We start from the raw sequence: 19,177 nt of genomic DNA, 5'->3' as shown, positions 1-19,177 counted from the left end.
CATGAGCGAACCCACACGCTATGACCTCTGGCTGACGGAGGTCACGGACCCGCGGCTGGCGATGGAGGCGCTGACCGAGGCCCTCGGCGATCGCGCGCGCGCGCGCGAGGCGGTGCTCTCGACGCCGGCCATGCTGCTGCACGGCGCGGCCCCCGAGGAGATGCAGGCCCTCTCCACGCGCTTGTCTTCCGCGGGCCTCACGCTCGAGGCTCGGCCTTCGCGACGCGCTGCGACGACGCCCCCTGCGGCGAGCCTGACGGACGCAGCGACCGCGCCTGACGCCGCGTCATCCGCGCACTCGCCAACACGCGGCGTGGTCGCGGTCCCCCGTGCAGCGGCGGCTGGCGAAGGCGTGCCTGGGTCGCCGTCTGGCTCCGCGACGCACGGTACCGCTCCACGGTCCGCTGCTGCACCCGCGTCAGACGGACCGGCCGCAACCCCACGCGTCCCGCGCCCCGCCCATGCCACCACCGCGAACGACATGGGAGTCGCCAAGGTGTCGTACTACGCCGCCCTGGTCGCCGCGCCCGCGTTCCTGCTGCAGCCCGCGGTGGTGTCGACGGTGCTCGGGCTCAGCGTGCTCTCGTTCATGTCCATGTTCGGCGCCGTCACGGGCTCCATCACCATCGCCTTCGGCGCCCCGATGGCGGTCTACCTCTTGCGCTTCGCAGCGTTCGCGCTGGTGGTGCGCCGCAGCCACGTGGGCCAGGCCGACCTGCGGCTGGGCAGCGAGGATCTCGGCGAGCTCTGGTTCGCGGGCTTCCGCTTCCTGATCGTGTCGTTCCTCGCGTTGGTCCCGGCGCTGGTGGTGCTGTGGTCCTTCGGGCCAGCGCCCACCCACGGTGCCGACGCTGGGGTCGTGGCGCTGTTCGTGTTGGCCGTGCTGCTCCCACTCGTGGCCCTCCCCGGCGCCTTCGCGGCCGCCGCGCTCGGCAAAGGCTGCAGCGGCGTGAACCCATTCATCGGGCTGATCGTGGCGCGCCGCATCCCCGTGCCCTACTTCGTGACCCTCGCGTACCTCAGCGCCTTCTGGTTCGTCAGCGTCGCCCTCGCCGCCAGCGGCGGGATGCTCACCGTGTTCGGCCTGGTGGACCCCGACGCGGGCCTCGTCGGGGCGCTCGGCGGGGCGCTGCTGATGTCCGCCATCGGGCTGGTCGTGGACGTCGGGTCCATGATGGTGTCCGCGCGCATCCTCGGGTTACTGACGCACCACTACAGCGAGGAGCTGGGGCTGTGAGCGGGCCCGACGACCCGCCACCCGAGGACCGCTTCGAGTTCGAGCTCGAGCTGGACGTTCCTGCGCAGCCTCCGCTGCGGGGCGCAGCGCGTCCTGGTGCCGCGCCCCCTGCGCGGCCGCTCCCCGCGTTGGACGACGAGCTCGAGCTGGGCGAGCTCCACGCGCCTCCCTCCGCGCGCGAGGCCTCCCTTGCGCACGGGTCGTCCGCGTCGCAGCCACCCGAACCCGAGCCCTTCTCGCTCGAGCTGGAAGACATCGCCCGCCCAGCGCCCGCGGCCACGCCCCACTCGCTCCAGGTCAACCGGCCGCAAGCCCCGACGCTGCCCCAGCCCGCCCCGCCCACCACGACTCCAGCGCCGCCCATCGTGCAGACCCTCGAGCTGCGGGTGGCGGCGTCAGTCGACCGCATGTCCGCGCCGGCCCGCATCAGCATCCTGGTGCTGACCATCGTGGGGATGGTGGTGTTCGGCGTGACCGTGCTGAGCATCTCCGTGCGGAGCGCGCTCCGCGCCATGGAAGAACAGCGGGAAGCCGCCGAGGCCGAAGCCGCCGCGGGCGTGTACGAAGAGGACGACGACGGCTACCTGGACGAGGAAGAAGGATACGGAGACGACGCTCCGTCACGAGCCGACGACTGGGACTGACCCAAGGTCTCCCGCTGCGCGCGCTCAGCCCGCGTGGGCGAGCACGTGCGAGTGGATGGCGCCCGCGAGGTGCGGCATGGCTGCGGCCGGGAAGCTGTGCCCCATGCCCGGAATGGGCACGTAGCGCGCCTTCGGGATGAACCGCGCCGTGGCCTTGCCCGCGCGCTCCGGGATGAGCGGGTCGTGCGTGCCGTGCAGTACCAGGCTGGGGACGCGCACCTGCGCGAGCCGCGCCCGCCTGTCGGTGCTCGAGTCCAGGATGGCGCCGAACTGCCGCGCCGCGCCGGCCGGGAACACGCCTCGGTCCCAGGCCTCTAGGCCGATGGCGTGCGTGCGCGCCTCATCGAACGGGAAGCCAGGACCCGACAACACGCGGAAGGTCGCCACCAGCTTCTGTGCGTGCTCGTCGCGGCTCTTGGCGGGCTTGTCGATCAGCTTCTTGATGGCCTCGGGACGCCCCAGGCTGTAGCGGCGCCCTCCCGGCGAGGACATGATCGACGTCATGGTGAGCAGCCGCTCGCCGTGCCCGATGGCGAGCTCCTGCGCGATCATCCCGCCCATGGACGCGCCTGCCACGTGGGCCCGCTCGATGCCGAGCGCGTCCAGCAAACCGACGACGTCGCGCGCCATGTCCGCGATGCGGTAGGGGCCGCTCACGGGCAGCCCCAGCAGCGACCGCACCAGCGTCTTGCGCACGTCGGGGATGCCCAGGTGGTTCAGCTTGGTGGAGCCGCCCACGTCGCGGTTGTCGAAGGTGATGACCCGGAAGCCCGCGTGCACCAGCTGGTCAATCAGCTCACGCGGCCAGACGATGCGCTGGGCACCGAAGCCCATGATGAGCACCAGGGGCTCACCCTCGCCTTCGACCTCGTAGTCGATCTCGATTCCGTTGCTCTTCGCGATGGGCATCCGCGCAGCCTATCACTCGGCGAGCACGTGTTGGTCGGCGTTGGCCTTCTCGGACGCGAAGGCCGAGAACCACGGCTGCTTGGCCACGGACGGACGCTCCTTGCAGCGCTCGTACCACGCGTGTAGGCGCGGGAAGTCCCGCTGCGGCAGGCCCAGGCCGTCGATGACCATGCCGAAGAAGGGCAGCACCACGATGTCGGCGATGGAGTACGCCTGCCCGGCGAAGTACGGTGCGTCGCCCAGGTAGCCCTCCCACGTGCGGCACTCGTTGAGCAGCTTCTCGAGGCGCTCACCCAGCTCGGCGCGCCGCATGCCGCGGAACTTCACGGAGCCGAAGATGTTGGTGGGGTCCAGCTTCTGGTGGAACTCGCCGATCAGCCGCATGCACGTCGCCATGTCGGTCGGGTCGCTGGGGATGAGCGCCGGCTCCGGGTAGCGGTGCTCGAGGTACTGGATGATGGCGACGCTCTCGTAGACCGTGATGTCCCCGTCGACGATGCAGGGCACCTGCCCGCGCGGGTTGATGGCCAGGTACGCCGGCTGCTTGTGCTCGCCCTTGAAGAGGTCGACGGTGACGTACTCGTACGGAAGCCCCTTCTCGTCCAGATACAGCTGGGCGCGCATGGCGTTGTTGGAGAAGGGGTGGGCGTAGAGCTTCAAGGTCATGGCGTCCTCCTGGCTGGGGTGTGGTGCCTGTCGCGCCAGTACCGTGTTCGTTACGCGCGCCAGCGCGCCCGACCATCACGGCGCGAACGGCGCCTCCGTGTGTGTCTTCTGCCGATGCACGTCCCGCAGCCAAGCCCGGGCCTCGGGCTCGGTCGCGAACGTCCGCTGCGGACACGGCGTGCCGGTGATCCAGTTCACCGCCGTGATCATCCCCCGGATGACCGCGCTGGGGCTGACAATGGCCACCCCCGACGTCCACTGACGGATGGCGTGCTCGTGCTGCGCCAAGTGCGCCGCCATGCGCCGCCGCTGCGCTGCGCTCAGCCCCATCGCCGTGCGCGAGTCGTGCATCACGCAGTGCACCGTCCGCCGCGACAAGTCCTGCACGGACTCCGCCAGATAGCGGTCGAGACTCTCATCCGTCACGACCCCCTCGGGCCACCGCACCACCAAGAGAGGCCACTCCGACCGATCCGTTTCCAAGGACATAGCGTTCCCCCGAACGATACCAGGAACCCCGCGCGAAAAGGCGAGCCACAACCATCCCGCCCCACGAGCCTGTCCCTCCCCACCCGCCACCGTCGCGACCCCTCGCCCTCCGCAGCGCCCAGTTGGTCCCTGGACCCGCGAGAACCGCGCCTCACGGCGCGTTAGTACCACATGCCCGCGCCCACGCTGTACATGACGTAGTCCCGCGCGCCGTCGAACGTGAACGACACGCGGAAGTCGAACGGGTCCATCAGCCCGAACAGGTCCCAGCGAAACAGCCGCAGATCGATGCCGAACGTCCCGTGCAGGCGCGGCGGGAGCTCCTCGCTGCGCGCAGGCTCCAGGTACATGCCCACGCGCGTCTTCAGCCGGTTGGGCCACGGCTCGGCCTCGGCGCCCAGTCGGAACGCGAAGGACGCGGTCTGTCGACGCGTGCGGTGCTCCTGGTCGAAGAACGCATCGATGCCGATGGAGTCGGGCTCCGCGCGACCGTAGAAGATGACGCTGGCCGACAGCAGGTAGAACTCGCGCGGGGCCTGGTCCGCCAGGGCCCTCAGGTGTGCATCGAACTCGTCTTCCAGTCGGTCGATGCGCTCCTCGGCTTCGTCGAGCTCGTGCTCGCGCCGCTCACGCTCGGCCGCGCGGAACGCGGGGTCACGCGCCCGAATGCGCAGCCGCGGACACTGCAGCCCTCGCTCGGGCTCGGCTGTGCCCGACGAGGCCAGCTCACGCCGCACCTGCTCCAGTTCGCGCTCGCACCACAGCTGATGCAGCTCGCGCATGATGGGTCCCTCGGGGTCTTTCTTCTCGAAGGGGCGCGTGTTCAGGCGCCGCCGCCCGAACTGGTAGGCCCCGCCCAGGCGCAGCTCGAGCGGGCTCCGGAAGCCGCTCGGACGCGGCACCTGCGGCTGCGTGCCGGCCATGGACGACGTCACCAGATCGACCTGCGAGTGCACCGGCCCCGCCACGGCGACGCCCAGGCGGTACTGCCGGTCGGCCGGCATGTACAGGGCGCCCGCCTCGACGCCGAAGCCCACGAACGAGAAGAGGTCCAGCTCGTATGTTTCGCCCGCCTCGGTGCTCGCCGACAAGGTCGCTTGCAGCGTGCGCAGCCCCGCCCCCACCACCAGCTGCCCGCCGAACAACGCGACGCCGCCACCCACGTGCGAGCGCGTGGCGGTGACCGACACTACCCGGCCATCCATGACCGCTTCATAGAACTCCAAGTGCATGTAGCCGCCGACGCCCACAGGCCCGAACTGGAAGCGCAGGCCAAGCTCGATGGAGAACTGTTCGTCGACGCTCAGCCCACCACTTCCGCTGTTGAACACGTCGTTGTCGCTCGTGCCGTACGAGAAGCTGGGCGACAGCTCCCACTCGAAGAAGCTGTGTTCGCGCGCGTTGCGGACAGCGTACGCGGCCGGGTTCAGCGGCACGCCGTCGATGCCCTCCGCCAGCGCCACGAACGCGCCGCCCATGCTCACCACGCGCCCGGAGCCGAGCACCGGGATCTCCACCAAGTCGAGCGAGTAGCCCTCGTCCACCAGCTGGGCGCGCGCCAGCGAAGCGCAGGAGGCGACGCCCACCAGCCCGAGGAGCAGGGTCAGCGCAGCTCGCATTGATGTCCGGGGACGACCTCGCGCGCGGGGGAGCCGATGCGTGTGGTCACGCTGCCCGTCTCACCCGCGCGCACCACGAGGCGGTGGCGGGGCGTGGGGTCGGCGCTGGTCCAGACCTCGCAGTGCGCCACGCGGCGGCAGGCGTTCTGCACCACGACCACGTGCGCGTAGCCGTACGCCTGCATGCGCGCCTCGCCACGGACCGTGAGGCAGTCCGGGCTCTCGGGCACCTCGGCGCTCACGGGCTGGCTGCTGCCGAGCGCGCTCCCCACGACCGCCGCCAGCAACAGCGGTAGCAGGAGGAGGGACGCACGCCGTGCGCCGCCGGGCTTCATCACCATGCCCACAGCATGTCGACATTCTGGGCGGTTGGCCAGCTTCCCGCACTCCCCGATGCGACACCCGACGGGGACTGGTATCTTCCCCGCCATGTCACGTCGTCTTCGTACCCTCGCGTTGCTCTCCCTCACGGCCCTGTGCGCCTCCATCGCGTCCTGCGGCGGCGGCGGAGGCGGAAGCACCACGCCCGTCACGGCGGGGCCCCCGCCGCTCGTTCGCCTGCTGGACGCCGACACGCCCGTGGTGGTGCACGTCGACACCGCGAGCGTGCGTCAGTCCCCCTACTACAGCCTGGTGCACGACGCGCTGCTCAACACCCTCAGCGAGCGTGAGCAGGGTGAGTTCCGGCGCGTGGTGCAGCTGCTGGACCGCACGGACAGCATCGTCTTCGGCATGGACCCCGTGCACGACTCGGGCGCCGTCCTGTTCCGTGGGGCGTTCGAGCCACAGCACATCGAGCTGCTCAACCCGCCCGAGGCGACCTTCACGTACCGCACGCACACGCTGCGTGGGGACGAGCGGGCGCAGGGCATCGTCACGGCGGACACCTTCGTGGTGGGGTCCACCGAGGTGGTCCACCGTGTGCTGGACCGCCTCGATGGCCTGACGCCAGCCACCGGCCCCACACTGGGAGGCTTCGCAGAGGCCGCCGGGCGTGCCCACCTGGGCGAGCGTGACGCCAGCGCCGTGGTGCTGCTGACCGCAGAGATGCGCGAGCGCATGGGGCGTGGCGATGTCGAGGACGCGCTGCGCGAGGCCGGGCTCAGCTTCGGTGGCTCGCTGGACGCGCGCAACGGCATCCGCCTGAGCGCGTTCTTCACGGCCAGCAGCGAGGGCGCCGTGCAGCTCCTCGCGCGCCAGCTGCGCGAGGTCATCACCGAGGCCCAGCAGGACATGACGCTCGCCATGCTCGGCCTGAGCGTGCTGCTGCAGCAGATCCAGATCGAGGAGCGCGGCACCGACCTGCTGGTGGAGTTCCATCTCGACGATGCGCAGGTGCGCGAGCTGCTCGAGCGCTTCGGGCCGCTGCTCCAGGCCGTCCTGAGCATGACCTGACTGGCGCCCACGCGGGGCCAGCCCGCGAGGGGCCGATCGCCCACGTGGGGCCAGCCCGCGAGGGGCCGGTCGCGCAGGCGCTCCCTGCGGGGCCCCCGGAGAAAGCTGCACTTCGTTTGCTTTCTCGGTCCCCCCAACCCTCGCCCGGACGGCACCCGCCCGCGAGGGGCCGGTCGCGCAGGCGCTCCCTGCGGGGCCCCCGGAGAAAGCTGCACTTCGTTTGCTTTCTCGGTCCCCCCAACCCCCTCGCGGGCGGGTACCGCCCGGGCTACTAGGCTCGACTGGTGTCCGTGGGACGGGTGGGGTCCCGAGAGTTCCGCCTGCGGTTCGCGGGGTCACACTCAACATTGGCGTGGTGCGACGCGCCTTCTGCGGACTCGGCCGTCATGCGGGCGGGAGGATCGCACTGCGCTGCACTAAGCACCGCGGCGGGGGCCATCTGTGCGGCGACTGAACTCAGCGCACGCGGAATCCCCATCCAACGGACACGGAAGCCAGCGGGACGGGCCGAAGCCCGCGCGCTCCCCTTCGACATCCATCGTGGCTGCTAGGGAATCACGACGTGCGCCGTACGGACAGGCCCGTCCACAGCCCGGAGATTCCCACAAGACGGGTCCCAGTGGTTCAGCGCGAGCAGCCGAAGGCCTCGACGGCCATCGGGGCTCCGACTGGGTCGGCCGTGGCGACGCTGGTGAACGAGCGGTCCCCGGTGCGGAGCACGGCGTAGGTCCCGATGCCCCCGACCACGAAGTGGTCTCCGTCGAGCGTGGGGGCCATCGCGATGGCGCTCGGGCCGTTGGTCGCCAGTGTGCCGATCGTCCCGAACTCGTCAATCTCGGCCCACAGCGACGTGCTCATGGGGCTTGCGGCGAAGACCGCGTCTCCGGAGCGCGAGACCCGCAGCCGGCCGAGCCCGGAGATGGTCGGCGAGCACGAGGGGGCGCCCGCCTGCCCGATGCTGTGACCATTGGTGACGAACGTCCCGATGCAGCTGTCGCTGGGGAACGTCGAGTAGCCGGCCAGGAGTCCGCCGCTTGGCCGTGCGGCGCCGCCGAGCAGGAGGACTGTCGGCATGTTCGACGCGGCCACCTCCTCGTATCCCGTGCCCGTGTCGCGCAAGACCGCGAGTCGGGACTGGGGGAGCGTCGTCTGGATGGAACCAGCACCCACCCACACATCCCCGGACCCGTCCACCGCGAACACGACCTGCGTGGACGTCTGCGCCGGCGGGACGGACGTGGTCAGCGTGGCGTCGTCTCCGAGCGTCCCGTCCTCGGCGATCGGGAACGCGTGATGGACATACGTCCCAGCGAGGGAGATGGCGTGCAAGACCCGCGTGCCCGGCGCGCACGCCACCCCGTAGCCAGCGTCGAACGGCATCGGGGCCGACGTCGACGCGACCGTGCCGTCGGGGGCGAGGCGCACGTGCAGGATCGACCCCGAGGAGGTCGACGCCTGCACGAGGACGTACGCGTCGTTCTCGCAGATCGCGATCAGCGTGGGCGACGCGAACGCCTGCGTGATGTCGACTGTGCCCGGCGCCGCGGCGGCCGGATCGACGTCCGCCAGCGTGCCCGCCTCGGCGTCGAAGACCCGCGTCGCGACCGTCCACGTCTGCATCTGACCTTCTACTCGGAGCTCCAGGGCGAGCGCGCACGTCTGCTCGACCGCACACGCCGCGCAGCCGTCACCGTAGGCGTCGTTCCCGTCGTCACACGCGTCGCCCACGTCCACCACGCCGTCCCCGCAGCCCGCGAGCGCGCAGCTCGTCCGACACGCGTCGGGCGCCGTGTCCGAGTTGTCGGCGCCGGCGTCGCACGCCTCGCCACTGTCCACCACGCCGTCTCCGCAGTGGGGCAGCACGCACGTTGCCCGGCAGCCGTCCGGCGCGTCGCCGTTGTCGGCGCCCTCGTCGCAGGCCTCGCCGGGGTCCATGACACCGTCCCCGCAGGACGCCAGCGCACAGTTCGTGCGGCACGCGTCGGGCACGGAGTCCGAGTTGGCTGGGCCGTCGTCGCACGTCTCGTCTACGTCGACGACACCGTCGCCGCAGCGCGCATCCGTGCAGTCGAGCCGGCAGCGGTTGGGGATGCTGTCCGAGTTCCCCGCGCCGAAGTCGCAGGTCTCGCCAGGGTCCACCATGCCATCGCCGCACATCGCGCCAGTCGCGCCATCCGGCCGGGCACCGGCGTCACCGCCAGCGTCGGCGACGCCGCTAGAGCCTCCGCAGCCTGTGATGAAGAGCAGCAAGACCAACCCAAGGCGGGCGCGCGTCATCGCGACACATTAGCAGGAGTCCGGTCATGGGGGATCTTTCCGGCACACCCGCCCCCGCCCGCAAAGCGGCGCCCACCCCTCAATCCGTCGGGCTGATCCGCCGCGCCCAGTGACCCCGAGCAAACCCTCACACTCTCCACGGGTCCCGTCGCGCCCCCGCCGAACCGCACCCCGGAATCAGTCGAGCCTAGAGCGCGATGCAGGTTCGGCGCAAGCCCTGGCTTGTCCGAAGGCCCGCAGGCGGGTCCCCTCCTCGCCGATGCACGCATCGACTCGTCGTCGCGCCTTGCCTGCGAACCTTCGTCCGGCGCCAGCATCTTGCGGCGATCCTGATCTGCGCTCTAGTGCCGCCGATCGGAAGTGCGTTCCGGGTTTCACTCGCGTGAAGCAAGCACCCAGGGGTAGGAGTCAACCGCTGCGAAAGCAAGGCCCCGAGCACGGCCGTGCGCTCCCCACTGGGCACGTCACGCCCCGCTCGATCCCCACCCGCTCAACGGACACCAGTCGAGCCTAGTAGCCCACGTGGGGCCCGCTCACGAGGGGGTTGGGGGGACCGAGAAAGCAAACGAAGTGCAGCTTTCTCCGGGGGCCCCGCAGGGAGCGCCTGCGCGACCGGCCCCTCGTGAGCTGGCCCCGCGTGGGCGAGGGTTGGGGGGACCGAGAAAGCAAACGAAGTGCAGCTTTCTCCGGGGGCCCCGCAGGGAGCGCCTGCGCGACCGGCCCCTCGTGAGCTGGCCCCGCGTGGGCGACCGGCCCCTCGTGAGCTGGCCCCGCGTGGGCGACCGGCCCCTCGTGAGCGGGTCCCGCGTGGGCGATCGAGTGCTGGCCCGCACCGCCCGGGCGCGCCATAACGCGGCCATGGCTACCCGAAAGGCCCCCCCCAAGGCCGCCCCCGTCGTCCGGCGCGGAAAAGAAGACCGCAAGCGACTGCCCGCCGACCTCGAGGCGTTCGCGCGGGGCGACGAAGGCCGCTACCGGCCGGCGCGCCCAGACCGCCCGCGGCTCCAGGATCCGAGACCCAGCGCCACCATCCCCGGCGTGCGCAACCTGGACGCGCGGGACTTCCACGACCGCCGCTGCGAGACGATGGAGGCGCTGCTCCCCTCACTGAGCGACGAGAGCGCCTCGGCCGGCGAAGACCGCGACCACCTCGCGCGCCTGCTGGCGGAGGCCATCCTCACGGGGCAGCACCGTGGCCGCTCGTTCGTCAGCTTCGATGCCTTCGTGGACGTCGCGCTCGGCTTGGCCCCTGCGCGCGCCCGCGAGCTGGCCCGGCACGGGGCAGTCCAGCTGGGCCTGCGCGAGGACCAGCTGCGCCAGCTGTCGGAGGAGACGGTCGCCGTGTTCGTGCGCTCGGAGACGGCCCTCGCCGAGAAGGAGCTGCCCGGCAAGGTCAGCATCGTCATCGACGAGGGCGGGAACGAACGCATCCGTGTCGAGGTGGACTCGAACCGGGCGGCCCAGGTGCTCTACGCCGTCGGCGGGCGGCTCAGCCAGCTGGCCGCGGACCAGGACAAGGGCGCCGCGAGCAAAGGCGCGCCCAGCAAGGGTGCGCCCAGCCGTGCGGACGCGCCGCCTAGGGGTGCGAATCCTCGATCACGTCGAACGTGAGCCCCTGCGCGCGCAGCCGCTCGATGAGCGCGTTGCCCATGGCCATGGCCGGCGTGATGACGCCCGTGTGCGGCGGCAGGCGGTCGCGGTCCAGCACCAGACACAGGGCGGACTCGGCGATCATCTTGCTGGTCTCGTCGTAGCCCGGGTCGCCGCCGGCCACCTCGGTGACCACGCGCTGCCCGCCACCCTCGGCGATGAAGCGCACGTTGAACCAGCTCTGGGCGCGCTCGCTCTCGCTGGGCCCTTCGCCCCGCGCGCGCGCCTTGAGCAGCAGCGCCTTGGCCGGCGGGACCTGGGCCAGCACGGCCAGCGCGCCCACCCCGGCGATGCCCGCCAGCGCCACGGGCAGCTCGTTCACGCGCACGTAGTGGCCGTAGGTGAAGTCCGGCCCGAAGGCGGGCATGGCGGCGGCGCTGCGGCGCACGATGACCGGGTCGATGGTGGGCAGCGGCACGGCCCAGGCGCCGATGGACGCCTCGTGGAAGACGCGCATCGGGTCGGCGCGCACACGGCGCCCCGTGGGTCGGGACGGCCGGGCGCGCTGCTTGCGACGGGCCGCGTCCTTGCGGGCGTTGGCGAAGGCGCCGATGGCGCTGTGCCAAGTGCCGCCCGACGCTTGACCGGCGGCGCGTACGAAGCCGCGGCACACGATGGGCACCGGGGTCTGGAAGCGCTGCACGGTGAAGTAGGCGCCGAGGTCGTGCGGGATGCTGTCGAACCCGCAGCACGACACGATGCGCAGCCCCTTCTCGGCCGCCTCGGCGTGATGCTGGTCGATCATCTGCTCCACGAACTCGGGCTCGCCCGTGATGTCGACGTAGTCCGCGCCGGCCGCGACGCAGGCCGCGACCAGGGGCGGGCCGTGCTCGACGTAGGGCCCGACGGTGGTGAGCACCACGCGCGTGGACTCGGCGAGGCCGCGCAGCGAGGCCGGGTCGCTGACGTCGGCGTGCAGCACGGGCACCTCCACGCCGGCGTCGCGCAGCACGCTCGCGAGCTTCTGCGGGTTGCGGCCCGCGACGGCCCAGCGCACGCCCTCGGGGGCCGCCTGCGCAAGGTGGCGCACCACCAGCTGACCAGTGAAGCCCGTGGCTCCGAACACGACGATGTCATAGGGGCGCGCAGCAGACGACATGGTGGGTGAAGGTAGCACGCGAACCGTGCGATAGTCCGCGCGCATGCTGAGGCACCACCCGTCCGCCTCGGTGCGTCGCCAGGAGGCGGTGCGCTGGGTGCAGCAGCTCCCGCAGGGGGCCGAGGGCATCGTGCTCGCGCCCACGCTGAGCGCCGCCAACGCCCTGCTGCGTGACGCCATGCGGGGGCGCGAGGCCGCCTTCGGGTGGCATCGTCTCACGCTGGGACAGCTGGCCGCGCAGCTGGGCCTGCCGCAGCTGGCCGCGCAGGGGCGCACGCCGGCCTCGCCCCTCGCCATGGAGGCGCTGGCCGCGCGCGTCGTGTTCGAGCTGGCGCAGGCCGGACGGCTGGGGCGCTTCACGCCGGTGGCGCACCGTCCCGGCCTGCCCCGGGCGCTGGTGCGCACCCTGCGCGACCTCGAGCTGGCGGAGGTCTCGCTCGACACCCTCCCGGACCAGGCCGCCGACCTGCGCGTGGTGGGTCACGCCCTGCGTGCCGCGTGCGCATCGTACGGAGTGTCCACGCGCGCCGAGCTGCTGAGCGCCGCGTGCGCGCGTGCTGCCGAGCGGGCGCATCCGTTGCTGGGTCTCCCGGTGCTCGCGCTGGATCTGCCCGTGCGCTCCCCGCTCGAGGCGCGCCTGCTCGCGACGCTGCTGGGCGCACACGTCGACTCGTGTGCGCTCGTGCCCACGGGCGACGTCGCCACCCGCGCGGCGTGTGTGCGGGCGGGGCTGCCCGAGGCCGACGCGCTCGAGTCGCAAGGGCCGCCCATCGCCCTTACGCGCTTGGTGCACGACCTGTTCGCCCCCGAGGACCGGGAACGTGCGCCGGCGCGCGACACCGAGCCGACGGCTGCATCCCAGGCTGCCTCGACGCCAGCGGACAACGCCGAGCGCACGAGTTCGTCTCCGGCTGGTCCGGAGTCCGCGCCCGTCGCCACCTCCGCGGCGCAGCGGCCAGACCCTCCCGCCGAGGACCGCAGCGTGCGGCTGCTGAGCGCCCCCGGCGAGAGCCGCGAGTGCATCGAGCTGGCGCGCCTGGCCCTCGAGTACGCGCGCGAGGGCGTGCCCTTCGAGCGCATGGCGGTGCTCCTGCGCAGCCCCGAGGCCTACCAGGCGCACCTGCGCGAGGCGCTGCGGCGGGCGGGCATTCCGCTCCACGTGACGCACGGCGCACGGCGCCCCGAGCCCGGCGGGCGCGCGCTGCTGGCGCTGTTGGACTGCGTCGCCGAGGGGCTGTCGGCGCGCGCGTTGGGCGAGTACCTGTCCCTGGGAGTGCTGCCCCGCAGCGAGGACGGTGCGCCTCCAGCGGCCGCCTCGCCCAGCGCGGCCTTCGTGCCTCCCGATGAGGCCTTCCTCCCGAGCGCCCTGGTGCGCTTGCGTGGCGACGAGCGTGGGGAATCGGGGCCGGAGGATGGGGACGACGACTTTGACGAGGGCGCGGACGATGAGCCGCACTGGCCCGAGGTACGCGCGAGCGGTGCACCGGTCCCGAGCGGGGAAGGGGGCGCGACGCGCGCGTCGAACGGCGACCTGAGGCCGGATGCCGAGTCGAGCGGCGAGGCGGGGGCGGGCGTCATGTGGAGCGGGGACGGGAGCATCGCTGGCGAGTCGTCGGGCGGACGGCGACTGCGCGCGCCGCGCACCTGGGAGGCGCTCCTGATCGAGTGTCGTGCGGTGAGCGGCCGCGAGCGCTGGACCACACGCCTGACGGGCCTGCGCGCCGAGCTCGAGCTGCGCCTGGCCGAGGTGCTGTCCGAGTCCCCGGACGCACCACGGGCCCGTGGGCTCTCGCACAAGCTGGCCAGCCTGGACGCGCTGTGCGCCTTCGTGCTGCCGCTGCTGGACGAGCTGGACGCGCTCCCGAGTAGCGCCAGCTGGGGCACGTGGGTCACGGCCCTGACGCGCCTCGCGACGCGCGCCCTGCGCGAGCCGTTACCCGTGCTACGCGCGCTGGCGGAGCTGGAGCCCATGGGCGACGTAGGCCCGGTGTCGCTCACCGAGGTGCGCCTGGTGCTCGGCGAGCGACTGGGCGAGCTGCGCGACCCGCCGAGCACGCAGCTGGCTGGCAAGCTCTTCGTGGGGACGCCCGACGAAGCTCGCGGCATGGCGTTCGACGTGGTCTTCGTGCCCGGGCTGGCCGAGAAGCTCTTCCCCAAGAAGGTGCTGGAGGACCCGATCCTGCTGGACGCCGTGCGGACCGAGCTCTCCTCGGCGCTGCCCACGCTGACGGACCGGGTGGCCGACGAACGCCTCGCGTTGCACCTGGCGGTGGGCGCGGCGGAGCGTGCCGTGGTGCTCAGCTGGCCGCGCGTCGACACCGAGCGCGGGCGCCCGCGCGTGCCGTCGTTCTACGGGCTGGAGGTGGTGCGCGCGGCCGAGGGTTCGCTGCCCGACTTCCACGCGCTGGAGGCGCGGGCTTCGCACGGCGCGGCCAGCCGCCTGGGGTGGCCGGCCCCGGAGCAGCCCAGCGACGCCATCGACGACGCCGAGTACGACCTGGCCACGTTGGCGCGCGCGCTGACGCAGCCTGCCGACGCCCAGGGAGCGGCGCGCTACCTGCTGGACGCCAACCCGCACCTCGGGCGCGCGCTGCGGGCGCGGGCGCGCCGTCACGGGGTGCGGCGCTTCGTCTCGGAGGACGGGCTCGTGCAGCCCAGTGAGCGCGCCGCCGCAGCGCTGGCCAAGCACCGCCTCGCCGCGCGGGCCTACAGCGCCACGGCGCTCGAGCGCTATGCCCGCTGCCCCTACCAGTTCTACCTGCACTCCATCGCGCGCCTCTCGCCGCGCGAGGTGCCGGAGCGCGTGGAGGGGCTCGACCCGCTGACGCGCGGCAGCTTCATCCACGAGGTGCAGTTCCGTGTCCTGCGGGCGCTGCGCGACCGCGAGCTCCTGCCCATCACGCGAGCGAGCCTGCCGCAGGCGCGCGCCGAGGTGGAGCGCTGCTTCGCCGAGGTGGAGCGCGAGTACCGCGAGCGCCTAGCACCGGCCATCGAGGACGTGTTCCGCGCGCATGTCGAGGTCATCCACCTGGACCTGCTCGAGTGGGTGGCGCGTCTGGCCGAGCCCGAGGCAGGTGGGGCCTTCGTGCAGACGCACTTCGAGCTGGCCTTTGGTCTGCCCCGCAGCGGTGATCTCGACACGGCGTCGCGCACGGAGCCCCTCGCCCTCTCCGCGGGGCTGCTGCTGCGCGGGTCGATCGACCTGGTGGAGCGCCGCGGGCGCACGCTGCGCGCGACCGACTACAAGACCGGGCGCAACACGAGCGCGCCGCGGCTGCGCATCGGCGGCGGCCAGACCCTGCAGCCCGCGCTCTACGCCATGGCGCTCGAGGCGCTGTTCCCGGAGGACGAGGTGAGCGGCGGGAGGCTCTACTTCTGCACGACGCGCGGCGACTTCACCGCCAACGAGGTGCCCCTCGACGACACCACCCGCGCCGCGGTGCGGGCGGTGCTGGACGCGGTGGATGGCGCGCTCGCCGATGGCTTTCTCCCGCCCGTCCCCGACGAGACCGGCGGGCACAGCGCCTGCGACCGCTGCGACTACCTGAGCGTGTGTGGCCACGGCGAGGGCCGGCGAGTGGCCGCGAAGGTGAGCCGCGCCGAGTCGAAGGCGCGCGGCTCGGGGGACGAAGCCGTGCACGGGCAGCGCCTGATCCAGCTGCGCGTGCTGAGGGGGCGCGAGTGAGCGCGACATCCACGACGCCGACGGACGCCCAGGCGCGCGAGGCCATCCGCACGCGGCTCGACACCACCTTCGTGGTGGAGGCTGCGGCCGGCACGGGCAAGACCACCGAGCTGGTGCGGCGCATCGTGGCGCTGGTGGCGCGCGGCGAGCGCTTGTCGCGCATGGCCGCGGTGACGTTCACCGACAAGGCCGCGGGCGAGATGAAGCTGCGCCTGCGTCGGGCGCTGGAAGAGGCGCGGCAGGCTGCGCTCGAGGCGCGCGTGGCGGGCGATGCGCGCACAGCGGCGCAGGTGCCGCACCTGGAGCAGGCGCTGGCCGAGCTGGAGGTGGCGCGCATCGGGACCATCCACTCGTTCTGCGCGGACCTCCTGCGCGAGCGCCCGATCGAGGCCAACGTGGATCCGGCCTTCGAGATGGCGAGCGAGGACCAGGTGGCGGCGCTCCTCGAGCGCGCCTTCGACGACTGGCTCGCCCGCACGCTGGTGGCGCCCCCCGCCGCCCTGACGCGCCTGCTGCGCCGCGGGGGCTTCGACGCCGACCAGGGGGCCAGCGGGCTGCTGCGCGCGGCCGCCATGTCGCTGGTGGACGACCGCGACTTCGACGCCCCGTGGCCCCCACCGCCCGCGTTCTCGCGCGAGGACGCGATCGACGCGCTGGTGGACGCGTTGGTGGACGTGGACGAGCGCGCGAACGCGGGCAACCCCAAGAGCAAGCTGGTGGCCGCGCTGCACGCCCTGGCTGCGCCCGCCGTGGACGCCGTGGCGCGCGAGGAGCGCGTGGGCCTGGGTCGCGACTACGACGGTCTCGAGGCGCAGCTGTGCGGCCTGCTGACCGAGTGGCGCGCGTGGAACCACCAGGGCTATCCGCGCGACTTCGCGGCGGGCGAACGTGACGCGCTGCTGCAGCGGCGCGACGAGCTGCGCGAGGAGCTCGGTGCGTTCGCCGCGCAGGTGGAGGCCGAGCTGGCGTCCTCGCTGCGCGAGCTGCTGCGCGAGGTGGTGCGCGACTACGAGGCCCTCAAGCAGCGCGCGGGCTGGCTGGACTTCACGGACCTGATGCTGCGCACGCGCGAGCTGTTGGTGCGTGACGCCCAGGTGCGCACCGCGTGGCAGCGCAGCTTCACGCACCTGTTCGTGGACGAGTTCCAAGACACCGACCCGCTGCAGGCCGACATCCTGCTGCTGCTCGCGAGCGACCCGGACGCGCCCCTCGTCGATGTGCGCGAGGCGCGCGAGGCGTGGCGGCTCGCGCGTGTGGTGCCCGGCAAGCTCTTCGTCGTGGGCGACCCCAAGCAGAGCATCTACCGCTTTCGCCGCGCGGACGTGCGGATCTACGAGGGCGTGAAGCGCCACCTTTCGCGGGATGGGGCCGAGGTGCTCTACCTGCAGACTAGCTTCCGCTCGCTGCCCGGCATCCAGGCCGTGGTCAACGCCGCGTTCGAGGCGGCCATGGTCCCGATGGACGACGGCTCGCAGGCGCAGTACGTCCCGCTAGCGCCCCACCGCACAGCCCGCCCCTCACAGCCCGCGGTGATCGCGCTGCCCGCCCCGCGCGTGCGCCTCTGGCGCGAGGGGCCGGTCAAGGGCTCGGTGGAGGAGTCGCTGCCGGACGCCGTGGGCGCGTTCGTGTCGTGGCTGGTGCAGCGCTCGGGCTTCACGGTGACGGAGGGCGGCGCCGAGGTGCCGGTCGCGCCGCGCCACGTGTGCCTGCTCTTCAAGAGCTTGCACTCCACCTACAAGGAAGACCCGGTGCGCGCCTATGTGGACGCGCTCGAACGGCGCCAGGTGCCCCACGTGCTGATGGGTGGGCGCACGTTCCACGATCGCGAGGAGGTGGTCGCGCTGCGTCAGGTGCTCTCCGCCATCGAGTGGCCCGACGACGAGCTGTCGGTCTACGCCGCGCTGCACGGGCCCTTCTTCGCGTTGGCCGACGACGCGCTCCTCGCGTTCAAGGACACCCTCGGGCACCTGAGCCCCACGCGCCCCGTGGCGCCCGAGGCGCTGCTGGGGGACGACGCCCTCGAGGCAGTGCACGCCGCCATGGACGTGCTGCGTCGCCTGAGCCTGCGGCGCAACCGCCTGCCCATCGCCGAGACGGTCACGCAGCTGCTGGCCGAGACCCGCGCGCACGCCTCGCTGGCGTTCTGGCCGTCGGGCGAACAGGCGCTGGCCAACGTGCTGCGGGTCGTCGATCACGGGCGGCGCTTCGACGTGCGTGGCACCACGTCGTTCCGCGCCTTCGTCACGTGGCTCGAGTCGGCGGCCGACACCGAGCGCGGCGGGGGCAACGCGTCCATCGTGGAGGAGGGCGCCGAGGGCGTGCGCGTGATGACCGTGCACAAGGCCAAGGGCCTCGAGTTCCCCGTCGTGATCCTGTGCTCGCCCACCGAGAACGCCGCCTGGTCGCGCCCCTCGCGCTACGTGGACCCCGAGCAGGGGCTGGCCGTGCGCTCGCTGGCCGGCTGCCTACCGATCACGCTGCGCGAGCACGCGGAGGAGGTGCTCGAGGCCGACCGCGCCGAGGCCCTGCGCTTGCTCTACGTGGCCAGCACGCGCGCGCAGGATCTGCTCGTGGTGCCCACCACCGGGCTGGGCGAGCACCCGCAGTGGTGGCTCACGCCGCTCGCCAACGCCCTGCATCCAGAGCCAGCCGCCAAGCGCTCGAGCGGCCCCGCGCCGGGCTGCCCCGACTTTGGTGAGAGCAGCGTGCTGGATGCCGAGCAGCCCGAGGAGACGGTGCGCCCAGGCTTGCACGAGGGGCTGCGTGGCGGGGTGAGCGTGGTCTGGTGGGACCCCGCGCTGCTGCCCCGCGTAGACGACCCCGGCGGCAGCCGCCACGCGTCACTCTTGGTGCAGGACGAGCGCGGTCAGGCCGCGGAGGGCGAGGCGGAGTACCGTGCCTTCCGCGCGGAGCACGAGGAGCTGCGCGAACGCGCCAGCACGCGGGCGCACCGCGCTCAACCGGTCACGTTCACCTCCAAGGACCCAGAGACCGCGCGCTGGGTGCGTGGGGGGCAGCACGTGGAGCTCGCCCACACCACCGCCTCACGCGCCGAGCGCCCGCGCGGCCCACGCTTCGGCACGCTGGTCCACGCGCTGCTGGCCGAGCTGCCGTTCGACGCGGACGCGCGCGCTACCGACGACCTGGCTCACGCCCACGCGCGGGTGCTGGGTGCAACACCAGACGAGCAGCGCGCCGCCGTCGCGGCCGTGACCGCCGCCTTCGCGCACCCCCTGATGCAGCGGGCGGTGGCCGCCGACGCGCTGCGGCGCGAGACCCCCATCCTGCTGCGCGCGCCGGACGACACGCTGGTGGAGGGCATCGTGGACCTCGCCTTCCGCGAGGGCGACACCTGGACCGTGGTGGACTTCAAGACGGACCTCGGCGACACCGCCGCGCCGCACTACCTCGTGCAGGTGCGGCTCTACGCGGACGCCATCACGCGCGCCACGGGCCAGCCCAGCCGCGCTGTGCTCTTCGGCGTGTGAAGTCCGGGGGCAGCAGCGG

At 72.7% G+C, this 19,177-nt stretch carries 13 protein-coding genes; 6 read left to right on the top strand and 7 right to left on the bottom strand.

All coding sequences use genetic code 11. From position 1 onward, the window contains the following. Nucleotide 1 precedes the first annotated feature (1 nt). Complete coding sequence (locus H6726_17930; protein ID MCB9659530.1) at nt 2–1,237, top strand: hypothetical protein; 1,236 nt, start codon at nt 2–4, stop codon at nt 1,235–1,237. Then, nucleotides 1,234–1,881: a hypothetical protein gene (locus H6726_17925; protein ID MCB9659529.1), complete on the top strand. Its 648-nt coding sequence runs from the start codon at nt 1,234–1,236 to the stop codon at nt 1,879–1,881. Before H6726_17930 ends, H6726_17925 begins: the two co-directional genes overlap by 4 nt. Before the next feature lie 24 nt (nt 1,882–1,905). Here H6726_17925 and H6726_17920 read toward each other — a convergent pair whose 3' ends face one another. The 5 genes from H6726_17920 to H6726_17900 form a co-directional block, all read right to left on the bottom strand. Next, on the bottom strand, nt 1,906–2,790 hold the full coding sequence (locus tag H6726_17920; protein ID MCB9659528.1) for an alpha/beta hydrolase: 885 nt from the start codon (nt 2,788–2,790) through the stop codon (nt 1,906–1,908). A 12-nt stretch (nt 2,791–2,802) separates the two neighbouring features. Further along, a complete protein-coding gene (locus H6726_17915; GenBank protein MCB9659527.1) occupies nt 2,803–3,456 on the bottom strand; it encodes a glutathione S-transferase family protein in 654 nt (217 codons plus the stop codon). 75 nt (nt 3,457–3,531) lie between these two features. After that, nucleotides 3,532–3,945, bottom strand: a complete 414-nt coding sequence (locus tag H6726_17910; GenBank protein ID MCB9659526.1) for an STAS/SEC14 domain-containing protein — start codon at nt 3,943–3,945, stop codon at nt 3,532–3,534. Nucleotides 3,946–4,106: 161 nt separating this feature from the next. After that, complete coding sequence (locus H6726_17905) at nt 4,107–5,564, bottom strand: hypothetical protein (GenBank protein ID MCB9659525.1); 1,458 nt, start codon at nt 5,562–5,564, stop codon at nt 4,107–4,109. After that, nucleotides 5,549–5,905, bottom strand: coding sequence for a hypothetical protein (locus H6726_17900; GenBank protein ID MCB9659524.1), 357 nt, complete (start codon nt 5,903–5,905; stop codon nt 5,549–5,551). The genes H6726_17905 and H6726_17900 overlap by 16 nt, the downstream gene beginning before the upstream one ends. An 88-nt stretch (nt 5,906–5,993) precedes the next feature. Here H6726_17900 and H6726_17895 point away from each other — a divergent pair, with 88 nt between their 5' ends. Beyond that, entirely contained in the window at nt 5,994–6,959 is a 966-nt protein-coding gene (locus H6726_17895) for a hypothetical protein (GenBank protein ID MCB9659523.1), read from the top strand. Between the two features lie 624 nt (nt 6,960–7,583). On the opposite strand, the gene H6726_17890 is transcribed toward H6726_17895, so the two are convergent. After that, entirely contained in the window at nt 7,584–9,236 is a 1,653-nt protein-coding gene (locus H6726_17890) for a hypothetical protein (protein ID MCB9659522.1), read from the bottom strand. An 858-nt stretch (nt 9,237–10,094) separates the two neighbouring features. On the opposite strand from H6726_17890, the gene H6726_17885 reads away from it, so the two are divergent. After that, entirely contained in the window at nt 10,095–10,847 is a 753-nt protein-coding gene (locus H6726_17885) for a hypothetical protein (GenBank protein MCB9659521.1), read from the top strand. On the opposite strand, the gene H6726_17880 is transcribed toward H6726_17885, so the two are convergent. Beyond that, on the bottom strand, nt 10,813–11,985 hold the full coding sequence (locus tag H6726_17880) for a saccharopine dehydrogenase NADP-binding domain-containing protein (protein ID MCB9659520.1): 1,173 nt from the start codon (nt 11,983–11,985) through the stop codon (nt 10,813–10,815). The genes H6726_17885 and H6726_17880 overlap by 35 nt on opposite strands. A 43-nt stretch (nt 11,986–12,028) precedes the next feature. Between H6726_17880 and H6726_17875 the strand changes: the two genes are divergently transcribed. Beyond that, nucleotides 12,029–15,670, top strand: coding sequence for a PD-(D/E)XK nuclease family protein (locus tag H6726_17875; GenBank protein ID MCB9659519.1), 3,642 nt, complete (start codon nt 12,029–12,031; stop codon nt 15,668–15,670). Beyond that, nucleotides 15,667–19,158, top strand: coding sequence for a UvrD-helicase domain-containing protein (locus H6726_17870; GenBank protein ID MCB9659518.1), 3,492 nt, complete (start codon nt 15,667–15,669; stop codon nt 19,156–19,158). The genes H6726_17875 and H6726_17870 overlap by 4 nt, the downstream gene beginning before the upstream one ends. Nucleotides 19,159–19,177: the final 19 nt, after the last annotated feature.

The organism is Sandaracinaceae bacterium, assembly GCA_020633055.1.
GTDB lineage: Bacteria > Myxococcota_A > Polyangia > Polyangiales > Houyiibacteriaceae > JADJJE01.
The sequence above is the reverse complement of the archived record's forward strand: the minus strand, read 5'-3'. Positions and strand labels throughout refer to the sequence as shown.

What these genes read in the sequence shown, in the direction of transcription:
- H6726_17910 (MCB9659526.1), bottom strand. Translation starts at nt 3,945, where the DNA reads ATGTCCTTGGAAACGGATCGGTCGGAGTGGCCTCTCTTGGTGGTGCGG.
- H6726_17930 (MCB9659530.1), top strand. Translation starts at nt 2, where the DNA reads ATGAGCGAACCCACACGCTATGACCTCTGGCTGACGGAGGTCACGGAC.
- H6726_17915 (MCB9659527.1), bottom strand. Translation starts at nt 3,456, where the DNA reads ATGACCTTGAAGCTCTACGCCCACCCCTTCTCCAACAACGCCATGCGC.
- H6726_17895 (MCB9659523.1), top strand. Translation starts at nt 5,994, where the DNA reads ATGTCACGTCGTCTTCGTACCCTCGCGTTGCTCTCCCTCACGGCCCTG.
- H6726_17885 (MCB9659521.1), top strand. Translation starts at nt 10,095, where the DNA reads ATGGCTACCCGAAAGGCCCCCCCCAAGGCCGCCCCCGTCGTCCGGCGC.
- H6726_17890 (MCB9659522.1), bottom strand. Translation starts at nt 9,236, where the DNA reads ATGACGCGCGCCCGCCTTGGGTTGGTCTTGCTGCTCTTCATCACAGGC.
- H6726_17875 (MCB9659519.1), top strand. Translation starts at nt 12,029, where the DNA reads ATGCTGAGGCACCACCCGTCCGCCTCGGTGCGTCGCCAGGAGGCGGTG.
- H6726_17920 (MCB9659528.1), bottom strand. Translation starts at nt 2,790, where the DNA reads ATGCCCATCGCGAAGAGCAACGGAATCGAGATCGACTACGAGGTCGAA.
- H6726_17905 (MCB9659525.1), bottom strand. Translation starts at nt 5,564, where the DNA reads ATGCGAGCTGCGCTGACCCTGCTCCTCGGGCTGGTGGGCGTCGCCTCC.
- H6726_17900 (MCB9659524.1), bottom strand. Translation starts at nt 5,905, where the DNA reads ATGGTGATGAAGCCCGGCGGCGCACGGCGTGCGTCCCTCCTCCTGCTA.
- H6726_17880 (MCB9659520.1), bottom strand. Translation starts at nt 11,985, where the DNA reads ATGTCGTCTGCTGCGCGCCCCTATGACATCGTCGTGTTCGGAGCCACG.